This window comes from Micromonospora sp. NPDC005367, from assembly GCF_040606825.1.
Taxonomy (GTDB): Bacteria; Actinomycetota; Actinomycetes; order Mycobacteriales; family Micromonosporaceae; genus Micromonospora.
In genome coordinates this window covers 82989-103491 of record NZ_JBEXFP010000016.1, presented here as the reverse complement: position 1 = coordinate 103491, position 20503 = coordinate 82989, and the positions used below count along the sequence as shown (strand labels likewise).

Below are 20503 nucleotides of genomic sequence, written 5' to 3'. Positions count from 1 at the left end.
GGGCAGCCCGAACGCTGGCTAGGCTTTTCGCGTTTGGGCCGGGGCGGTCCGCGCCGCAGGGGTGCCCGCACGGGAGGGAGCCGGAGCGAGCGTGCCGCCTCAGGACCTGGAGCAGGCGCCCGCCTGCGCCCGCCCGGCGTCCGCCGACCGCGGGTCGCCCGACCGCCGCCGGACCGGCCGAGTGCCGTCCGGCTCGGCCCACCCGCGTCGGGTCGGGCTGCTGGTCGGGCTGGGCGGCGTGCTGCTGTTGACGATCTGGTTGGCGGCGGCGCTGCCGGGCGCGGCCCTGGCCAGCGACCTCGGCGCACTGCTGGTGTCCGGCTGGGCCGTGACGGCCTGCGTGGGCGCGGCGCGCCGACAGCCGGCTCCGCTGCGTCGGTTCTGGGCGCTGCTGGCCGCCAGTACCGGGCTCGCCGCGATCGGCCGGGCGCTCTGGGCGGCGCAGCGGCTCAACGGTGGCGAGTTGCCGCACATCGCGCTCGTCGCGGCGGTCTACCTCACCGGGATCCTCGCCGGCACCGTCGCGCTGCTCTGCGTGCTCACCGCGCCGCGCAGCTCGGTCGGCCGGGCCCGCGTCCTGCTGGACGGGGTGATCGTCGGGCTCGCCCTGGTGCCGATCGTCTGGGTGGTGGTGTTCCGCGACATCGACGCGGCGGAACTGGCCGATCCGGTACATACCCTCGGGCTGTTCTTTCCGATGCTCGATCTGGTGCAGCTGACCGTCCTGGTGGCGGCGGCCGGCACGACGCGTCCGGTCTGGCGGCCGATGACGATGATCGCCGGCAGCCTCGCGACGCGGGCGTTGGCCGACACGGCGTACGTCGCGCTCGCCGCGCGTGGCGACTACTTCGCCGGCCACCTCCTCGACGTGGGCTGGCCGGTGAGCTACCTGCTGATCGTCGCCGCGACCTGGTATCCGCCTCCGCCGGCCTGCACCGATCCCGACGACACCGCTGAGGCTCCGCTGCCGCCGTGGTGGCAGGTGGCCCTGCCGTACCTGCTGGTCGGTGGGGCGATCGGGGCGGTCATGCTGGCCCGGATGCCGACCGGCCAGACCCCGCACCTGGTGTTCGTGGGCATGCTGGGGCTGCTCGCCGCCCTGGCTGTACGGCAGGGCCTGGCCGCCAAACAGAACCTGTGGCTGGTGGCGCGGCTGCGCACGCTCGCCTACACCGACCAGCTGACCGGGTTGCCGAACCGGCTGATGTTCATCCGCCAGCTGCGGCGGGCGCTGCGCGTCGAAGGTCCGGTGGCGGTGCTGATGCTCGACCTGGACGGGTTCAAGCAGGTCAACGACCGGTTCGGTCACGCCACCGGGGACACGTTGCTGACCCGCCTGGCGGCGCGGATGCGCAGCGCCGTGGACGGCGACGGCACCATCGCCCGGCTCGGCGGGGACGAGTTCGCCGTACTGGTCGACGGGGAACGGTCGGCACCGCCGGAGCGGCTCGCCGAGCGGCTGCTCGACGCGCTGCGCCCCTCCGACGGTGAGGAACACGCGGGGGTGCATCCCTCGGCGAGCATCGGCATCGCCGAGTACGGCCCGCAGCACACCTCCCACACCGATCTACTGCGCGACGCCGACATCGCCATGTACGCGGCCAAGGCGGCGGGGAAGTCGGCGTACCGGGTGTGCACGCCGGAGCTGCGCGAGGCCGCGGTGTCCCGGGCGGAACTGATCGCCGACCTGCGCCGGGCGGTCGACGAGGGCCAGTTGCACCTGGAATTCCAGCCGATCGTCGACCTGGCCACCGGGGCGGTACGCAGCGCGGAGGCGCTGGTCCGCTGGCGGCACCCCCGGCTCGGACTGCTCGGCCCGGCGCGGTTCCTGCCGCTGGCCGAGGAGACCGGGCTGATCGTGCAGATCGACCGATGGGTGATCCACGAGGCGTGCCGGGCGGCGGCGACCTGGCGGGACCGGCCGACCGAGGCCACCGTCGCGGTGAACATCGCCGCCGCGCACCTGCGCCGGCCGGACCTGATCGCCACGGTCACCGCGGCCACCGCCGCCGCCGGGCTGGCGCCCCGGACGCTCACCCTGGAGCTGACCGAGTCGGCGCTGATCGACGGCAGCGAGGCGGTGTTGGAGCGGCTGCGTCAGCTGCGTGAACTGGGCATCCGGATCGCCATCGACGACTTCGGCACGGGCTACTCGTCGTTGAGTTACCTGCACCGCATCCCGGCCACCGAGCTGAAGATCGACCGTTCGTTCGTGGCCCGGCTCGACCTGGACGACGACCGGGCGTACGCCACCGTGGAGATGGTGACCCGGCTCGCCAACGCGTTCGACCTGTCGGTGGTGGCCGAAGGGGTCGAGACGGAGCGGCAGCACGCGGCGGTCGCCGCGATCGGCTGCCTGCACGGGCAGGGTTACCGGTACGGCCGCCCCGGTGGCCTGGTACAGCTGAACTCGCTGCTGGAGCGGGCAGAATCGGGCTTGACCCTCACGTAACGGCAGGCGGCAGCCTGGTTTCCGGAAGGGAGGGGGCCATGGCGTACACGGTGGGTCAGGTGGCGAAGCTCGCCGGCGTGACGGTGCGGACGCTGCACCACTACGACGAGATCGGGCTGCTCTCGCCGAGCGGGCGCGGCTCGACCGGCTACCGCCGCTACGACGATGCGGACCTGGAGCGGTTGCAGCTCATCCGGCACTACCGCGAGCTCGGGTTCCCGTTGGAGCAGATCACCGGGATCCTCGACGACCCGGCGGCCGATCCGGCCGCGCACCTGCGCCGTCAACACGAGCTGCTGACGGTACGGATCAAGCGGTTGCAGGAGATGGTCTCGGCGATCGAGTTCGCATTGGAGGCGAGGAAGTTGAACATCCGGCTGACCCCGCAGGAGCGGTTCGAGGTGTTCGGGGACTTCGACCCCGAGGCGCACGTCGAGGAGGCGGAGCAGCGGTGGGGCGGCAGCGAGGCGTACGCGGAGTCGAACCGGCGGGTGTCCCGGTACGGCACGGACGACTGGCTGCGCATCAGGCGGGAGAACGAGGACTGGGCGCGGCGAATCGTGGCGGTGATGTCCTCCGGCGCGCCGGAGGACGGCCCAGAGGCGATGGAGCTGGCCGAGGAGCACCGGCAGATTATCGGCCGCTGGTTCTACGAGTGCTCGTACGAGATCCACACCGGCCTGGCCGACATGTACCTGGCCGACGAACGGTTCACCGCGCACTACGAGAACATCGCGCCCGGCCTGACCGCGTATCTGGCTGAGGCGATCCACGCCAACGCGATCAGCCGCGCCTGAGCGTGGACCCCGTTCCGGCCCGGCGTACCCGGGGAGGGTCCGCCGGGCCGGACCGCCAGGATCACGGCTCGAAGGTGCCGGCCTGCGGTTCGACGAGGTAGTCGTAGACGGTGCGGGCCAGTCGCCGTACGGTCTCGTCGCCGCCGGCCATCGGGCCGGAGGTGAGGAATGCGACGGCGACCTGCGAGCCGGGGATGAGGTAGTAGCCGACGTCGTGCGAGGTGTCCGGCAGGTCGCCGGTCTTGTGCGCGACGGGAACCCCGGGCGGCAGCGCGGCCGGGATCTTGGTGTTCAGGGTCTGCTCGGCCATGAACGCGATCATCAGGTCGCGGGAGGCCGGGGTGAGGATCTGCGCGTCCCAGACGGCGCCGAGGAGCGCGACCACGTCGTCGGGGCTGGTGTAGTTCTCCTCGCCGCGCATGGCGGCCTCGGTGTCGAGCATCTTGCGGGCCAGGATCGTCTCCCGCTGGTTCATCGAGTCGATCAGATCGTTGACCGGCGCGAAGCCGCCGAAGTAGTCGATCAGCACGTTCGCGGCCGTGTTGTCGCTGTACTTGATCATGTATTCGGCGAGTCGGTGCAGGGTCACCACCTGGGGGAAGGTCTCGTGCTGTAGTTCGCCGGTGCCGTCGACGACCTGGGCCGGGGTGACCAGCACACCGTCGTCGAGGGAGACCTGCCCACAGTCGACCCGGCGCAGCAACTCCACCAGGATCCACAGTTTGATCACGCTGGCGGCCTTCGGGCGGAACGTGCCGTTGACCGCGATCTGCTGGTCGCCGTACCGACCGGAGAGGTCCCGCACGGTCACCCCTGCCGGGTTGGCGGTGGAGGCGTCGACGACCTGCTGGAGCTGCCCGGTGAGCGGGAGCAGCCGGCCACCGGCGACCGGGTCGCTGGGCGGCTGCGGCTCGGTGACGACCTCACCGACCAGCCCGTCCGGCCAGGCTCCGGGGCGGGTCACCTCGATGATGCCCCGGCTGCGGCCGACCAGCGGCACGTCGTACGCGTAGGTGGTTCCGTCCACCGTGACCTCGCCGCTGGCCACCCGGCCGCGTACCCGCATGCCCGGGTCGACGATCCGGCCGGTGTCGCCGTCACAGGCCCGGTAGCGCACGGTGCGGGTCTCGCTGTCGACGGAGAAGACTCCGCCCGGGAAGGCCAGCCAGGCGAGGGTGCTGGCCGGTGGTCGCCGGTCCGGCGGTCCCGGTGTCGGGGCCGGTCCGCCGCCGTCGGCCATGGCCGGTCCGGTGGGCAGCAGGGCGAGGACGACGCCCGTGGCGGCCAGCTTCGTGAGGCGTACGCGCCACGCGGGCCGTCGGGAAGATGAGACCTTCTTGTCGGTTTTCTTCACGTTCGTACGATATGAAGCCCGGGCGGCGGACGCCGTCGCCGCGGCTCGGGTCACCCGTCCGAGCGGCGAACCCAGGCAGCGGCCGGGCGGTCGAGGGGTTCGCCGATCACATCGGGGGTGGGGTGGGGATGGGTTCCGGGGGCAGGCTGGGCGCCAGCCGGCGCAGCGAGGTGAACGTCGGCACCAGCGCGTCGTACAGCTCGGCGAAGAGCGGCAACAGCGTCGCGTACGTGGCGGCGGCGGCCGGGTCGGGTTGGATGATCTCCTCGATCCGGACCAGGTCGGCCGCCACGTCGATGGAGGGGATCAGCCCGAGCGCCTGCATGCCGAGCAGCGCCGCGCCGAAGCTCGATCCCTCGTGCCCCGCCGGGAAGGCCACCGAGACGCCGAGCGCGTCGGCGAGGATCTGCCGCCACAGCCCGCTGCGGGCGAACCCGCCGCTGGCCCGGACCTCGCGTACCTCGTTGCCGGCGGAGCGTACCGAGGCGAGCACCAGCGCGAGCTGCTGGCAGACGCCCTCCATGGCGGACCGGACGAGATGCTCCCGGCGGTGCCCGTGGGTCAGGCCCACGTACGCGCCGCGGGGCAGCGCGCTCCAGTGCGGCGCGCGCTCGCTGAGCAGGTACGGCAGCATGATCAGCCCGCCGGAGCCGACGGGCGCGCGGGCGGCCAGGGCGACCAGCTCGTCCTCGGCGTGCGCGCCCAGCTCCGGGGCGAGCGCGTCGCCGGCCCAGCTCAGCACGATGCCACCGTTGTTGATCGCGCCGCCGACCGCCCAGCGGTTCTCGGTGAGCGCGTAGCAGAACACCCCGCCGAGCGGATCGACGCCCGGATGTTCCACCATGACCCGCATCGCGCCGCTGGTCCCGATCGAGCAGGCCACCATGCCGGGGTGCACCGCGCCGAGCCCCAGGTTGGCCAGCGGCCCGTCGCCGGCGCCGACCACCACCGGGGTGCGCTCGGGCAGTCCGGTGGCGGTCGCCGCCTCGGCCGTGAGCCGGGGCAGCACGGCGGTGGTGGAGACCAGTTGCGGCAGCTTCTCCGCGGTGATCCCGGCGATCGCGAGCGCCTCGGTGTCCCAGTCGAGCCGGTGGATGTCCATCAGGCCGGTGCCGGAGGCGACGGATTGGTCGGTGACCAGCATCCCGCACAGCCGCAACAGCACCCAGTCCTTGATCCCCACCCAGTGGGCGACCCGTTCGAAGAGCGCCGGCTGCTGCTCGGCGAACCAGAGCAGCTTCGGCAGCGGGGCCATCGGATGGATCGGTGTGCCGGTTCGCCGGTGCAGGGCGAGCCCGGAAGGTACGGCGCGCAGCCGCTCGGCCTGCCGGCTGGCACGTGAGTCGGCCCAGGTGACCGACGGGGTGAGCAGGGCGCCGGCACCGTCCAGCCCGATCAGGCTGTGCATCGCGGTGCCGAACGACAGGGCGGCGGGCGGGCGGTCCAGCTCGGCCACCGTGGCGCGGACCGACGTGACGACCGCGTCCAGGATGCGCTGCGGATCCTGCTCGGCGTATCCGGGCTGCGGCTCACTCAACGGGTAGCCGGCCGAGTTGCTGGCGAGCTGCCGTCCGGTCGTGTCGTAGGCGACGGCCTTGGTGCTGGTGGTGCCGATGTCCACGCCGAGCACCACCGGCGGGGCGTCGCCCGACCCGGCCATCGACGTCAACTCCCTCCTGCGCCGGCGGTGGCGAGTCCGGCTGCGGCTGACGTTACCGAGGAGTCGGCCGTCACGGAGGGCGATCACCGCTGGTCAGGCCGGGCATTGGCCGGTAGCCGGCCGGCCGTTCGGCGGCGTGGGGCTGTACGCGGGTCCCGCCGGCGACCAGAATGAGCGATCATCATGAATGTCCCTCGGACAGTGAGGTGCGGGGGTCCGGCACGGGGGAGGAATCGATGAAAACCTCAGTACGCCTCGGTGCGGCGGTGGCCGCCCTGGGGCTGATCGTCACCGGGCTCGGCAGCGTCCCGGCCGGTGCGCACCAGCGCGATCGCGGCTACTCCGCCGAGATCCGCCGCGCCTCGTACGGGGTGCCGCACATCACCGCGGCGAACTTCGCCGGCCTCGGCTTCGGCGCCGGCTACGTGCAGGCCGAGGACAACATCTGCGTCATCGCCGACACGGCGGTGACGGTCAACGGGGAGCGGTCCCGGTGGTTCGGGGCGAGCGGCCCCACCGACGCGAACGTGCGCAGCGACCTGTTCTACCGCAAGGCGATGGCGGACCGGACGGTCGAACGGATGCTCGTCGGCCGCCGCGACGGGGTGCACGCGCCCACCGACGAGATCCGCGACCTGGTGCGTGGCTTCGCCGCCGGCTACAACTCCTACCTGCGCAAGGTCGGCGTGGCGAAGCTGACCGATCCGGCGTGCCGTGGCCGGGCCTGGGTGCGCCCCCTCACCGAGCTGGACGTCTGGCGTACCAGCTGGGCCAGCATGGTCCGGGCCAGTTCGGCGGCGATGCTGGACGGGATCGTCGCGGCGGCCCCGCCGGACGCCACCGGACCCGCGGCCGTGCAGGACGCCCCGGGCGCGGCAGCGGTGCTCGCCGCCGCCGACGGCACGACCGCCGGCATCGGAAGCAACGCGTACGGGCTGGGTGAGGCGGCCACCGCCAACCGGGGCGGAATGGTGCTCGCGAACCCGCACTTCCCGTGGGACGGTCCGGACCGCTTCTACCGGATGCACCTGAAGGTGCCCGGCCGGTACGACGTGGAGGGCGCGTCGCTGATCGGCGACCCGATCATCGAGATCGGACACAACCGGAGCATCGCCTGGAGCCACACCGTCTCGACGGCGCGCCGCTTCGTCTGGCACCGGCTCGCGCTCGTCCCCGGCGATCCGACCTCGTACTACCTCGACGGCAAGCCGCGAAAGATGACCACCCGCACGGTCACCGCCCAGGTACCCGGGGCGAACGGCCGGCTCGTCCCGATCAGCCGGACCTTCCACGACACCCACTACGGGCCGGTCGTGGTGGTGCCCGGCACCTTCGACTGGACGACGAGCACCGCGTACGCCATCACCGACGTCAACGCCACCAACAACCGTGCCTTCGACGGCTGGCTCCAGATGGGCCGGGCCTCGAACGTACGGGACCTGAAGCGGGTGCTCGACCATTACCAGTTCCTGCCGTGGGTGAACGTGATCGCCGCCGACGCGCGTGGCGAGGCGCTCTACGCCGACCACTCGGTGATTCCCCGGGTCACCGACGCGCTGGCCGCCGCGTGTATTCCGGCCGAGTTCCAGCCGATGTACGCCGGCAGCGGCCAGGCCGTGCTCGACGGCTCGCGGTCGGCGTGCGCGCTCGGCTCCGACCGGGACGCCGCCGTGCCCGGAATCCTCGGCCCGGCGCGCCTTCCGGTCCGCTTCCGCAGCGACTACGTGACCAACTCCAACGACAGCTACTGGTTGGCGAACCCGAAGGCGCCGCTCGAGGGCTACCCGCGGATCATCGGTGACGAGGGCACTGCGCGCAGCCTGCGTACCCGGCTCGGGCTCGACCAGGTGCAGCAGCGGCTGGCCGGCACGGATGGACTGCCCGGGCGCGGGTTCACCGCCGAGCGGCTGTGGCAGACGGTCTTCGGCAACCGGGTGTACGGCGGTGAACTGGTCCGCGACGACCTGGTGGCGCTCTGCACCGCCCAGCCCTCCGCCTCCGCCTCCGACGGCACGACCGTGGACCTGCGCGACGCCTGCGCCACGCTCAGGCGGTGGGATCTGCACGCCGACCTGAACAGCCGAGGCGCGCACCTGTTCACCGAGTTCGTCCTCGCGGGCGGCCTGCGGTTCGCCGACGCCTTCTCGGTCGGCGATCCCGTACGCACGCCGAGGCGGCTGGCCGCCGCCGACCCGCGGGTGCTGACGGCGCTCGCCGACGCCGTGCGCCGCCTCGACGGCATCGCGCTCGACGCCCGGCTGGGCGATGTCCAGACCGAACCGCGCGGTGACCGGCGTATCCCGATCCACGGCGGACGCGCCGAGGCAGGCATCTTCAACATGATCGTCAACAACCGGGTGCCGGGTGTCGGCTATCCGAAGGTGGTGCACGGGTCCTCGTTCGTGATGGCCGTCGAGCTGGGTCCGAACGGCCCGTCGGGGCGGCAGATCCTCACCTACTCGCAGTCGACCAACCCGAACTCGCCCTGGTACGCGGACCAGACCGAGCTCTACTCACGGAAGGGCTGGGACACCATCAAGTACACCGAGGCGCAGATCAAGGCCGATCCGAACCTGCGCACGTACCGGGTGGGGGAGGGCCGCGGCCACTGACCCGCCGACTGACGCGCCCGCCGGACCCGCCTCGGGCCGGCGGGCGCGGCGCGTCCGGGGCCGCCGGTGTCGGGCGACACGCCCGGACCGGACGAACTACAGCGACAAAACCGCCCTATCGTCCATGTTGCTCCGCCGATCAGACATTTCGTCCACGTTGCCGGATGCGGCCCGAACGCCGCCGCAGTTAACACCTGTGACACCCCGGTTGGTGGCCTGCACGGCGAAGGAGTCGGCATGGCAAGGACTGATTCGACGGGTTCCACTTGGCGGTACCGCTGGGTGCACCGGCAGAACGAGCGCCGGCACCGGACGTACCGCAGCGCCGAGGCCGACTGGCGGCGGCGGGACGACGAACTGCGCCGGCTGCGCGCGCTCGCCGCCGACTTCCAGGGCTCCGCAGCCGCCGGTGGCGGCCTGCCGCTCGAACTCTCGCCCGACGAGGTGGTCTGCTGGGTGTGGCCCGCCGTACAGCTGGTCGAGGTGCGGCACACCGGCGTGCTGCCCGCGCCGGACCTGGCCGTCCGAGCCGAGGTGGCGTCGCTTCGGCCCCGCCGCCCGGACGGGGTGCGGGTCGCCGACGCCGGGATGGCCGTCGTCACCAGTCGCCGCCTGGTGCTGCTCGGCGGACGCGGTCGGCGCGACTGGGCGTACGGGAAGATGACCGGCCTCGCGCACGACCCAGCGGCACCGGTCACGCTGATCCAGACGCTCGACCGGCGCCGTACCTCCGGCGTGCTGCTGCCCGTCGAGGCGGCGGCCGATTTCCGGTTCAAGCTGACCCTGGCGTTCGCCGACGCGATCGAGCAGCGCGACGCGGTGCTCACGCAGCTCGACGAACTGACCGCCGAGCACGCGGAGCTCAAGCCGATACGGCCGGCCGTCGCCACGCCCGCGCAGGCTCGGCTCTCCGGCCTGGTGCCCGGCGGCCGGCGCACGGTCGCGGTCGCCGCAGCGATCGCCGTGCTGGTGCCCGCCGCGCTCATCGAGTCGGGGCCGTCCGACCCGGGCGCTGAGGTGGCGATCGCCGCCACCCCCGTCACCACCGCGAACGCCGCGCCGCCGGCCCGTCCGGCGGCACCCGCGCCGGTCAAGGCCGAGACGGTGGCCTCGGCGCCGGCCCTGGCGTCGCCCCGACCCAAGCGCACCAGCCCGTCACCGACACCACGCCGGGAGCGGCTCTGCGGCGCTCCGCAGAATCCGATGGGGTACGACTTCTGCGGCGGCAACCGAATCCGCAAGCCCGCGGCCGAAATCTGCGACCACTTCGACTGTGCCCAGGAGTTCTGGGCCGGCCGGGGTTATCTGGTGCAGTGCCGCGACGGTGTGGTGAGCCTGACCGGCGGCTACCGGAACGCGTGCGCCGAACACCGTGGCGTGCGCCGGACGGTGTGGACCTGACCAGGCTCTCTTCGGGCCGGTGGGCGGTCGCGGCAGGCCGCGCAGGATTTCCCGGACAGTAGGCGAATTCAGGCTTGATACCTCTGAGGCATAAATATGCCTCAGAGGTATCAGGCTCACGGTCGTAGCCGCCGCAGGTCGTTTGGGTAGCGGGCCGGCAAAGAGGTCGCACGCGAGAGGCCCCACCGTCGATGCCTTCTAGTCGCGATCGGGCCTGCTGTAAGGGTCGGTGTGCGCGCGCAGCGGTAGCAGGCCGGCGAAGACGAGCGCGGCGCCGACCGGCAGCAGGTCGAGGTTCGCCGCGAGCGCCAGGAAGCCGGCCAGGACCAGCGGCGGAGCCCAGCGTGGCAACCGGCGGGGCCGGAGGGTGGCGGCCTGGACGAGCAGCGTCAGCAGTCCGAGTTGGAACAGCAGTGGCCCGGCGGTCAACAGGGGATCCGGCAGGGGTGCCGCATCAGCGAACCCGGCGAAGAGGTCGCCGAGGATCACCCAGAGGAAGCCCGCGGCGCCGACCAGCGTCGCGCCGGTGGCGATCTCGGTGAGCGTACGCGGCTGCGGCTTGGTGCCCAGCAGCATCCGCCGAAGTTCCACGGCCAGCACGGCGAAGGCGACGATCGAGACGAGGAAGCTGGTGTGGCCGATGTTCCAGGCCCAGCCGGGTCCCCGGTCGCCGTCCAGGCCGTCGGCCAGGCGGCAAACCCCGTAGAACATGAGCAGGAGCGGCGCGGTGGCGGCGGCCAGCCGCATCCGGGGCACGGGCCGTAGAGTGACTCGGGCATTGGCTACAGTCATTGTTTCAGCCTGATCGGATGGCGTTCGGCGGGCCATCCGGGCTTCCCCGGAACGTGCCCGGAATCGCCATCCCCGAGCGTCCTCGGGGCTGCCGGGAGATCGGCGCTGCGAGTTGACCCCGGCTGATCATGTGTCCGTTTTGTTCATTAATGAGGTCTCCATCCGACATGATGCGGTTATGGAGATACGCTCCGACGATGGTGCGCGGCTGAGGCTCCGGCCGGTCGGCTACCAGCCGGGCGTCGAGCCGCCGGTCGATGTCGAGCAGGCGGAGGACTGGGACGACTGGCTCCTCATCGAGGCGGATGCCCGTACCGCGGACGGCCAGGCCTGGTCGCACTGCGATCCGTGCCTGACCGTGGCCGAGGCGGGGATTCTCGCCGACTGGCTGCGCCTGCAGGCCGAGCTGGGCGCCTCGCCCACCGCGCTGCCCGCGCAGCTGCGGTTCGCCGAACCGAACCTCGCGTTCCGTACCCGCGTCATCCGGCGCCGGCGAATGGAGCTGACCGTCGAGTTCTCCTACGAGTCGCTGCCGCCGTGGATGCGCCGCCCGCTGACCGCGGTGTACCCGCTCGCGCTGACCGTCTCGGCCGACGCTCTCGCCGTGGCGGCCGAGCAGTGGACCCGGGAGGCGGCGGCGTACCCACAACGGGTCATCTCCTGACACAGTGCGGCGTGAAGCCCAAATCTCTCTTACCGGAATAAAGGGAAGCATCGATCCCTGGCGCGTTTCCTGTCGTCCACGCGAGCGGTTGTACCGCCCGTGACCACCACATCACCCGGCACCCTTGTACCGGCGACCGCGCTGCCGACCTGGCGGGTCGCCTGGGCGGACCGCGAGAACGACCGTCGCCGCCGCGCCCACCACGCCGAACTCGAGACGTGGCGTCACCGCGCCGACGAGTTGACCCGGCAACGGATCGAGGCGGCCACCTTCCTCGGCTGCACCGAACCCCGCACCGGACTGCCCGTGGAACTCGACCCGTACGAACTCGTTTTCCGGATCATCCCCACCGCGGAGCTGGTCGAGGTGGTGGCCCGGCACGTACCCGGACTGCCGCAGCCCGCGCTCAGCGTCGGACCGCACGACCCGTCGAGCCGTACGCTGCCGAAGGGCCTGCGGGTCGCGGACGCCGGCGTCGCCATCGTCACCAGCCACCGCGTGGCGTTCGCCGGCCGCGACGTCCGTCGCGAGTGGTGGTACGAGGATCTCGACGCACCCGCCCACCACCCGGACGTGCCGCTCACCCTCCTGCACCCGAGGCGGCCGGGCAGGCTGGCCGGCCTGCGGGTGCCGACGGTCGTCGTCGCGAACACCCGCTTCTACCTCGCCCTGGCCCTCGCCTCCGCCCGGAACGAGCGCGGCGCCGTCGTCGCGGAACTCGACGATCTGCTGGCCGCCCACCATCGCAATCGTCCGATGCCGCCGGTGCCGGTCGAGCCGTGGCAGGCGCCGCTGACCGCACGGCGACCCGACCGCCGTGCCGCGGCCGTCGCCGCCGTCGCCGCCGCCGCGTTCGCGACGCTGACCGCCGGCGCGTACGGGTCGGGGGAGAGCGCCCCGCAGTACCGGGCCGAGTCCGGCGTCAGGAGCGACTTCGACCCGCCAATGGGGATCGGCGCCGTCATCCCGACGCTCGCCCCGGTGCCCGGCTCACCCGGCGGTGGGGCGGTCGCGCCCACGAGCCCGGCACCTGGAGGCACCTCAGGTGGCGGGCCGGAGGGCGACCCGACCGGACCGGCACGATCGACGGGCGCCGGCTCGACCGACCGGCCGGCGACCGGGGGCGCCGGCGGAGGCTCGCGCCCGGACGCGGCGCCGCCGACCACCGCCGCGACGCCCACCGCCCCGCCCAGCACGGCAGCACCGTCGAGCCCGGCTCCGGCACCGAGCAAGCCGCCGAGCAGCAGCCCGCCCCCGCCGGCGACCTCCTCACCCGAGCCCAGCAGCGCGCCCGCCGACGAGGACGACCGCCTGCTCACCATCTGCCTCGACCCGATCCGGCTACCGCTGCTGGACCCGCTGCTCTGCCCGCGCGACAACTGACGCCGGAGACCCGCCGTCCCTGACTCCGGGTCACCCGCTGGTGCCGAGGTCAGGGGGTTGCCGTCCTCACCCCGTGGCACCGAAGTCGGGGACGGTGAGGGTGCCGTCCGGCGCGAGCGGGAATCCGGGATTCCACGCGATCTCCCAGATGTGCCCGTCCGGGTCCGCGAAGCAGCCCGCGTACCCGCCGTAGAACGTCTCCCGGGCCGGCTGCGTCACTTCCGCTCCGGCTGCGGCTGCGGCGGCCATCACCTCGTCGACCTCGGCACGCGAACGGACGTTCTGGGCGAGGGTCATCCCGGCGAACCCGCTGCCACCGGGATCGTCGACGCCTGCGTCGACGGCCAGCTTGGCGCGGTCCCAGAGCACCAGCGCCGAGCCGCCGGCCTGGAAGAAGACCGTCTGCTCGACCTCCTGGCCGCGCCAGCCCAGCCGCTCGTAGAAGACCCGGGCCCGCGGCAGGTCGGCGACGCCGAGGGTGACGAGACTGATCCGCTGCTCCATGGTCACTCCGGCTTGTGCCAGACGGCTTCGACGTTGTTCCCGTCCAGGTCCCGGACGAACGCGCCGAAGTAGGTGGCGTGGTACTCGGGCCAGACTCGCGGTGCGTGCAGCACTTCCGCGTTGGTCGCCACTGCCGCGTCGTGGAAGGCCCGCACGGCGGTTCGGGTGTCGGCCGTGAAGGCCACGTGCGTCTCCCGGGCGGTGTCAGCGGCTCCGGTCGGGCCGAGCCAGAACTCGGGACGCTCCCGGCCGTAGCCGATCACGTTCGGGAACTCCAGCAGCCGCCGGCCCCCGAGCGGAGCGAGCACGGCGTCGTAGAAGGCGGCACTGGCCGCGACGTCGCGGACCTGAATGGACAGATGATCAAGCATCGAAGCTCCTTCGGCCGGTTGTCGGCCTCACGCTATGCGCTGCCTCTGACAACGGCCGGTGATGCGCGCGCGGCACGCCGGACTGAGCCGGGACAACCGGAACCAGGGCCTCACGCCGTACGTCCAAGGGGCATGCGTGGGAGGCTCATACACGGATTCCTGCTGGGTTGCGCGGCGATGGCGCTGATGGCCGGCTGCGGGCTGATGCCCGACCGTTCCGGTGGCGATCCTGCCGTCGGGAAACCGGAGAGCATGGAGCCGCTGCGGCAGCAGGCGCGGGAGGTCCTGACCCGCTACGACGAGGCGATCCAGGATGCCGGCGGTGAGCCGAGGTTCGCGCCGATTGGGGGGCTCACCGGCCAGCTCGGCGACTGGGAACCGCGCAACGGCGACAACAAGTTGAAGGTGAGCACCGGCAGCATCGTCGCCGCCGAGCCGTTGCCCGGCGCGCCGGCGCCGACGGGCACGGTGGCCTGGCAGGACGGGCGGGAGCGCGAGGTTCCTTTGCTCTCGGCGGGAGCGGCGCTGGACCGATTGAAGGCCGCCGGCGCCGGGGAGTGCCCGGGCTGCGTACCCCTGAAGGTCACCGGTGCGCGCCTGGCCACCGCGCGGATCCTCACGATGTTCGGCCCGGCGACCGTTCCGGTGTGGGAGTACACCGTCGAGGGCTCGAAGGTCCGGCTGACCCGGTTGGCGGTCGCCGACCAGGCCGTGGGCGCGGTGAACCGGCCGTCGTGGGATCCGAGCAAGGCGCTGGGTGCGCACGCGATCCAGTCCGCCTCCACGACGCGGGGTGGGCGGGAGCTCGCCGTCACGTTCTACGGGTCTGCGGGCCCGGCGAGTGAGCCGTGCGGGGCCGACTACGCCGCGGAGGCGGTCGAGTCGGCCGAAGCGGTGGTCGTCATCGTCACCGGCCGTGCTCGCGGATCCGCTCAGGTGTGTCCGGCGATCGCGGCGTCGCGTACGGAGAGGGTGCAGCTCGACCGGCCGCTGGGGGAGCGGGTGGTGCTCGAGATGCAGCAGGGCGTGCCGGTCCAGGTGACGATCATCGGATAGCTGACTCCGCCGCTGGGCGTCGGCAGGCACCGCGCGGACCTCCGCCAAGCCGGAGCGGCCGGCGGCGTGCTGTCATGTAGCCCGTGGAGGAGTCAGAGCTGCGGCACACCATCGACACGGTGTGGCGCATGGAGGCCGGGCGGATCGTCGCCGCCATCGCCGGGATCGTCCGCGACGTCGGGCAGGCCGAGGAACTGGCGCAGGACGCGCTGGTCGCCGCCCTCGAACAGTGGCCACGCGACGGCGTACCGGCCAACCCCGGCGCGTGGCTCACGACCGTGGGCAAACGGCGGGCGGTCGACCTGGTACGCCGCCGGCAGACCGGTGAGCGTGTGGTCGACGCGCTCGGCCGTGACCTCGACGAACAGATCACCGTGGACTTCGACGCCGCCGTCGAGGACCGGATCGAGGACGACCTGCTCCGGCTGATCTTCGTGGCCTGCCATCCGGTGCTGTCGCCGATCGCGCGGGCCGCCCTGACCCTGCGCCTGGTCGGTGGCCTCACCACCGGCGAGATCGCCCGCGCGTTCCTCACCACCGAGTCCACCGTCGGGCAGCGGATCACCCGCGCCAAGCAGACCCTCGCCGACGCCCGGGTGCCGTTCGAGGTCCCCGACCCGGCCGAGCGCGCCGAACGCCTCGGCTCGGTGCTGGAGGTCGTCTACCTGATCTTCAACGAGGGCTACGCGGCCACCGCCGGCGACGACTGGATGCGCCCCACCCTGTGTCAGGAGGCGCTGCGGCTGGCCCGGCAACTGCAGGGCCTCATGCCCGACGAACCCGAGGTGCACGGCCTCGCCGCGCTGCTGGAGATCCAGGCGTCGCGTCTGCGCGCCCGTACCGGCCCCGACGGGGAACCCATCCTCCTCAACGACCAGGACCGGACCCGCTGGGACCGGCTGCTCATCCGCCGTGGGCTCGCCGCCCTCGACCGGGCGGCGACCGAGCATCCTGGCCCGTACGCCCTCCAGGCCGAGATCGCCGCCTGCCACGCGCGGGCGCACGCGCCCGAGGAGACGGACTGGGAGCGGATCGCCGCCCTCTACGCGGAGTTGGCCCGGCTCGTACCCTCACCCGTCGTGGAACTGAACCGGGCCGTCGCGATCGCCCAGGCCCGCGGACCCGCCGCCGGCCTGGAGGTGACCCGGGCGCTGTCCGACGAGCCGGCGCTCGCGCAGTACCACCTGCTGCCCAGCGTGCTCGGCGATCTGCTCGCGAAGCTCGGTCGCCACGACGAGGCCCGGCGCGAGTTCGAGCGGGCGGCGGCCCTCACCGGCAACGCGCGCGAGCGGGAACTGCTTCTCGGACGCGCTGCCGCCTGCGCCGATTCGCCCGCGTCCGCACCTTCGGCTGACGCGTGACGCCCGTCACAACAAAACGTTGGCTCTTGATGTCGGATCGCGGCCGACACGATCGACGCGTCAGTGAGAGCCACCAAGACTCGCCGTTTGAGAGGAAGTCCTTCAGATGCGTTACATGCTCATGCACAAGCTCGACGAGGACCAGCCCGGCACCTTCGACCCGAGCCCGGAGTTCATCGAGCGGATGGGTGCCTTCGTCGGTGAGGCGGCGCAGGCCGGCGTGCTGCTCGCGGGCGAGGGGTTGCTGAAGAGCAGCAAGGAGTCGGGCCGCATCACCGTCGAGAAGGGCAAGACCACCGTCATCGACGGCCCGTTCACCGAGACCAAGGAACTCATCGCCGGGTTCGCGCTGTTGGAGGTGCGCTCCAAGGACGAGGCGATGGAGTGGGCGAAGCGGTTCGTCGACCTCTTCATCGCCGACGGGGTCGACGTCGAGGTCGACGTACGCCGCGTCAACGAGGGCCCGGTCGACTGACCGGCAGTTCGTCGCCGCTGGGTCGCTGAGCCGGGCAAAGGCCGAGGGCGCGGACCACGACGGTCCGCGCCCTAACCTTTTGCCCGTACACACCCGAGGTATATACGCGAGGTATACGCTCAGCGTATGGTGAGCGGCATGAGCGTTCCCATGACTCTCCTCGGCCTGCTCGAACGCGAGCCCAGCCACGGCTACGACCTGAAGCGCGACTACGACACCTTCTTCAGCCGTGGAAAGCCACTGCCGTTCGGCCAGGTCTACGCGACCCTCAGCCGCCTCGCCCGCGACGGCAAGATCGTGGTCGGCGAGGTCGAGCCGGGCGTGGGTCCCGAACGCAAGCGCTACGTCATCACCGAGCGGGGTGCGACCGACGTCGAGTCGTGGCTGACCGAGCCGGTCGAGGCCGAACCCAACCTGCAGAGCGTGCTGTTCACCAAGGTCGTGCTCGCGCTCATGCTCGGCCGTCCCGCCGAGGAGTACCTCGACGTCCAGCGCGCCACGCACCTGCGCCGGATGAAGGAACTCACCGAAATCAAGCGCAGTGGCAACCTGGTCGACACCATGTTGGCCGACCACGGCCTGTTCCACCTGGAGGCCGACCTGCACTGGATCGACACCACGGCCGCGCGGCTGGACGCACTCGCGAAGGAGGTGCGGGGATGACGGCCGTCGAGGCACGTGACGTGAAGCTGTCCTTCGGCGAGACCTCGGCGCTGCGTGGCGCCAGCGTCGCGGTGGAGCCGGGCGAGATCGTCGCCGTCATGGGCCCGAGCGGCTCCGGCAAGTCCACGCTGCTGCACTGCCTGGCGGGGATCCTGGTGCCGGATGCCGGTGAGATCCATTTCGACGGCCGGCGGATCGACACCCTCAGCGAGACCCGGCGCAGCGTCCTGCGCCGGGACCGGTTCGGCTTCGTGTTCCAGTCCGGGCAGCTCGTGCCGGAGCTGACCGCCGAGGAGAACGTCGCGCTGCCGCTGCTGCTCAACGGGGTGAAGCGGGCCGCCGCGCTGAAGCAGGCGCGGCCCTGGTTCGAGCGGCTCGACCTGGCCGGCCTGGAGCGGCGCCGCTCCGGCGAACTGTCCGGCGGGCAGGCACAACGCGTCGCGCTGGCCCGCGGGCTGGTCGCCCGGCCCGGCGTGCTGTTCGCCGACGAGCCGACCGGGGCGCTCGACTCGCTGACCGGCGAGCAGGTCATGGACCTCCTCGTCTCCTCCGCCCGCGAGGAGGGCACGACCGTCGTCCTGGTCACCCACGACGCCCGCGTCGCCGCGTACGCCGACCGGCAGGTCATCGTGCGCGACGGCAGGGTGAACGCGCTGGTGCTCTCATGATCCGGTTCGCGGTCAGGCTCTCCCTGGCCGGCGGGCGGGAAGCCGCCGCCCGGCTCGTCATCATCGCCGCGGCCGTGGCGCTCGGCGTCGGCATGCTCCTCACCACACTCGCCGGCATGAACGCGGTCGGCGCGCAGAACCAGCGCTACGGCTGGCTCAACAGCGCCGCCGCGCCAGCCTCCTCCGACGCGTCCGTGGACCCGATGTGGTGGCTGATCCGGGAGGACTACTACCACGGCGACTCCATCGGGCGGGTCGACGTGGCCGCGACCGGCCCGGACTCGCCCGTCCCACCGGGCATCCCGCGCCTGCCCGGGCCAGGCGAGTACTACGTCTCACCCGCCCTCGGCGAGCTGCTGCGGAGCACGCCCGCCGCGGAGCTCGCGGATCGCTTCCCCGGTCACGGCATCGGCACGATCGGCCGGGCGGCGCTGCCTTCCCCCGACTCCCTGCTGATCCTCATCGGCCGCGTCCCCGGGGAACTGGAGCAACTGGGAGCCCAGCAGGTCACCCAGATCATGACCACCTCCCCGAGCGACTGCAGCCACGGCTGCTTCATCGGGATCAACGGCTCCGGCATGACACTCGTGCTGTCCGTCGTCGCAGCCGCGCTGCTGTTCCCGGTGCTCATCTTCATCGGCACCGCGACCCGGCTGGCCGCGACCCGCCGAGAGCAGCGCTTCGCCGCGATGCGGCTGATCGGCGCCACGCCCCGGCAGATCTCAGTCATCTCGGCCGTGGAGTCGACAGTCGCAGCCGCAGCGGGCATGGCCGCCGGGTTCGGCTTGTTCTTCGCGTTCCGGCCGGGACTCGCGGCGATCCCGTTCGCCGGCGAACCGTTCTTCGCCGCCGACCTGTCGCTCACCGTCATGGACGTACTGGCGATCGCGCTCGGCATTCCGCTCGGTGCGGTCGTGGCGTCCTGGCTGGCGCTGCGCCGGGTGCAGATCTCGCCGCTGGGCGTGAGCCGGCGGGTGACCCCGAAACCCCCGCGCGCCTGGCGCGTGATCCCCCTGGTCGCCGGGCTCGCCGAGCTGTCGTACTTCATCGGCCGGCGCCCCGAGACGACCAACGGCCAGATCACCGCGTACCTCTCCGGTTTCCTGCTGATCCTGATCGGGCTCGTGCTGGCGGGGCCCTGGCTGACCATGATCGGCGCCCGGGTGCTGGCCGGGCGGGCGAGCCGGCCGGCCGCGCTCATCGCCGGGCGGCGCCTCGCGGACAACCCGCAGGCAGGCTTCCGGTCCGTGAGCGGGTTGATCGTGGCGCTGTTCATCACGAGCGTGGCGACCGGCACCATCACCACGTACGTCGCCAACCGTGGCGAACCGCGCACCGACTCGGTGGCCGCCACCTCACTGGCGAAGAACTTCTGGCCGGAGGACGGGCCAGCGCCGACCGCAGATCAGATTCCCGCCGGCCTCACCGCGATCCCGGGGGTGCGCAGTGTCACGGTCGTGCACCGCAACCCCGACCCGGACGGTTGGCACGGTCTGGTCACCTGCGCCGAGCTGGATCGCCTGGCGGTGTTCGGCAACTGCCCCGCCGGCGCAGAGGTCGCGGCCGTGCCCAGCGACCTCATCGGCATGCGCGCGGTCGACCTGACCAACGACACGTACGCCTGGGACGCCGCCGCCATCGCCCCCGTCGAGGTCGACCGGCAGCCGATCCTGTCGGTGGTCGTCAACACGACCAGCCGATCCGCGTTTGAGCAGGTCCGCACGATGCTGATCAACGCGTTTCCGCTCGGGCGCTTCCCGGCGAGCGTCGGCGAGTGGGAGGCGAACTCCGCACGGCAGATGGTGCAGTTCCAGCAGCTGGCCAACGTGGTCATGCTGGCCAGCCTGCCGATCGCCGGGTGCAGCCTGGCGGTGAGCGTCGCCGGTGGGCTCAGCGATCGGAAGCGGCCCTTCAGCATGCTGCGGCTCACCGGGGTGCAGCTGCGTACGCTGCGCCGGGTGGTGGGGCTGGAGACCGTCGTGCCGCTGCTGACCGTCGCGGCGGTGGCGATCGGGATGGGCTTCCTGGCTGCGCACCTGTTCCTGCGCGCGCAGCTGGACTACACGCTGCTCGCACCGAAGCCGTCGTTCTACCTGATGGTGGCCGCCGGGCTGGCGGTGTCGCTGGGCATCGTCGCGTCGACGCTGCCGCTGCTGCGCCGCCTCACCGGCCCGGAGACCGCCCGCAACGACTGAGTTCGTCCGGGGAGGACACGGCGACCTCGTCGGGTCCTCCCCGGACGCTGACGTGCACCCGGCGTCGGCGACCGGGATGCCGGATCGATCGATGC

Annotated in this window: 17 protein-coding genes; 12 read left to right on the top strand and 5 right to left on the bottom strand. The window is 72.3% G+C overall.

Translation table 11 applies throughout. The features are described from left to right. Positions 1-91: 91 nt before the first annotated feature. Together ABZS42_RS14225 and ABZS42_RS14220 are read left to right on the top strand one after the other, a co-directional pair. Positions 92-2452 (top strand): EAL domain-containing protein, encoded by a 2361-nt coding sequence (locus tag ABZS42_RS14225; RefSeq protein ID WP_355145173.1) that lies wholly within the window; start codon positions 92-94, stop codon positions 2450-2452. 38 nt (positions 2453-2490) lie between these two features. Next, positions 2491-3249: a MerR family transcriptional regulator gene (locus ABZS42_RS14220; RefSeq protein WP_355145171.1), complete on the top strand. Its 759-nt coding sequence runs from the start codon at positions 2491-2493 to the stop codon at positions 3247-3249. Between the two features lie 61 nt (positions 3250-3310). Here ABZS42_RS14220 and ABZS42_RS14215 read toward each other — a convergent pair whose 3' ends face one another. Both ABZS42_RS14215 and ABZS42_RS14210 read right to left on the bottom strand, forming a co-directional pair. After that, positions 3311-4603, bottom strand: coding sequence for a serine hydrolase (locus ABZS42_RS14215; RefSeq protein ID WP_355145169.1), 1293 nt, complete (start codon positions 4601-4603; stop codon positions 3311-3313). A 106-nt stretch (positions 4604-4709) separates the two neighbouring features. After that, the gene (locus ABZS42_RS14210) at positions 4710-6263 is read right to left on the bottom strand and encodes a gluconokinase (protein WP_355145167.1); all 1554 of its coding nucleotides are present in this window, start codon (positions 6261-6263) and stop codon (positions 4710-4712) included. Positions 6264-6499: 236 nt separating this feature from the next. On the opposite strand from ABZS42_RS14210, the gene ABZS42_RS14205 reads away from it, so the two are divergent. Further along, the gene (locus ABZS42_RS14205) at positions 6500-8875 is read left to right on the top strand and encodes an acylase (protein ID WP_355145165.1); all 2376 of its coding nucleotides are present in this window, start codon (positions 6500-6502) and stop codon (positions 8873-8875) included. 237 nt (positions 8876-9112) lie between these two features. Next, positions 9113-10276 carry a hypothetical protein gene (locus ABZS42_RS14200; protein WP_355145163.1) on the top strand — a complete coding sequence of 388 codons (1164 nt, stop codon included), beginning with the start codon at positions 9113-9115 and terminating at the stop codon, positions 10274-10276. 198 nt (positions 10277-10474) lie between these two features. Here the strand turns inward: ABZS42_RS14200 and ABZS42_RS14195 are convergent, their stop codons facing one another. Further along, complete coding sequence (locus tag ABZS42_RS14195) at positions 10475-11068, bottom strand: hypothetical protein (protein ID WP_355145161.1); 594 nt, start codon at positions 11066-11068, stop codon at positions 10475-10477. A gap of 178 nt (positions 11069-11246) precedes the next feature. On the opposite strand from ABZS42_RS14195, the gene ABZS42_RS14190 reads away from it, so the two are divergent. Both ABZS42_RS14190 and ABZS42_RS14185 read left to right on the top strand, forming a co-directional pair. Next, on the top strand, positions 11247-11732 hold the full coding sequence (locus tag ABZS42_RS14190; protein ID WP_355145159.1) for a hypothetical protein: 486 nt from the start codon (positions 11247-11249) through the stop codon (positions 11730-11732). Between the two features lie 99 nt (positions 11733-11831). Further along, positions 11832-13115 (top strand): hypothetical protein, encoded by a 1284-nt coding sequence (locus tag ABZS42_RS14185; RefSeq protein WP_355145157.1) that lies wholly within the window; start codon positions 11832-11834, stop codon positions 13113-13115. A gap of 66 nt (positions 13116-13181) precedes the next feature. Here the strand turns inward: ABZS42_RS14185 and ABZS42_RS14180 are convergent, their stop codons facing one another. Both ABZS42_RS14180 and ABZS42_RS14175 read right to left on the bottom strand, forming a co-directional pair. Next, complete coding sequence (locus ABZS42_RS14180; RefSeq protein WP_355145155.1) at positions 13182-13619, bottom strand: VOC family protein; 438 nt, start codon at positions 13617-13619, stop codon at positions 13182-13184. Positions 13620-13621: 2 nt separating this feature from the next. After that, positions 13622-13990 carry a VOC family protein gene (locus ABZS42_RS14175; RefSeq protein ID WP_355145153.1) on the bottom strand — a complete coding sequence of 123 codons (369 nt, stop codon included), beginning with the start codon at positions 13988-13990 and terminating at the stop codon, positions 13622-13624. Positions 13991-14122: 132 nt separating this feature from the next. Here ABZS42_RS14175 and ABZS42_RS14170 point away from each other — a divergent pair, with 132 nt between their 5' ends. The 6 genes from ABZS42_RS14170 (at position 14123) to ABZS42_RS14145 (ending at position 20408) form a co-directional block, all read left to right on the top strand. After that, positions 14123-15046: a hypothetical protein gene (locus tag ABZS42_RS14170; protein WP_355145151.1), complete on the top strand. Its 924-nt coding sequence runs from the start codon at positions 14123-14125 to the stop codon at positions 15044-15046. Between the two features lie 83 nt (positions 15047-15129). Further along, a complete protein-coding gene (locus tag ABZS42_RS14165) occupies positions 15130-16407 on the top strand; it encodes an RNA polymerase sigma factor (protein WP_355145149.1) in 1278 nt (425 codons plus the stop codon). A 106-nt stretch (positions 16408-16513) separates the two neighbouring features. Then, the gene (locus ABZS42_RS14160) at positions 16514-16882 is read left to right on the top strand and encodes a YciI family protein (protein WP_355145147.1); all 369 of its coding nucleotides are present in this window, start codon (positions 16514-16516) and stop codon (positions 16880-16882) included. A 138-nt stretch (positions 16883-17020) separates the two neighbouring features. Further along, on the top strand, positions 17021-17545 hold the full coding sequence (locus ABZS42_RS14155) for a PadR family transcriptional regulator (protein WP_355145145.1): 525 nt from the start codon (positions 17021-17023) through the stop codon (positions 17543-17545). After that, positions 17542-18213, top strand: coding sequence for an ABC transporter ATP-binding protein (locus ABZS42_RS14150; RefSeq protein ID WP_355145143.1), 672 nt, complete (start codon positions 17542-17544; stop codon positions 18211-18213). The genes ABZS42_RS14155 and ABZS42_RS14150 overlap by 4 nt, the downstream gene beginning before the upstream one ends. Further along, positions 18210-20408, top strand: a complete 2199-nt coding sequence (locus tag ABZS42_RS14145) for an FtsX-like permease family protein (RefSeq protein ID WP_355145141.1) — start codon at positions 18210-18212, stop codon at positions 20406-20408. Before ABZS42_RS14150 ends, ABZS42_RS14145 begins: the two co-directional genes overlap by 4 nt. Positions 20409-20503 lie beyond the last annotated feature (95 nt).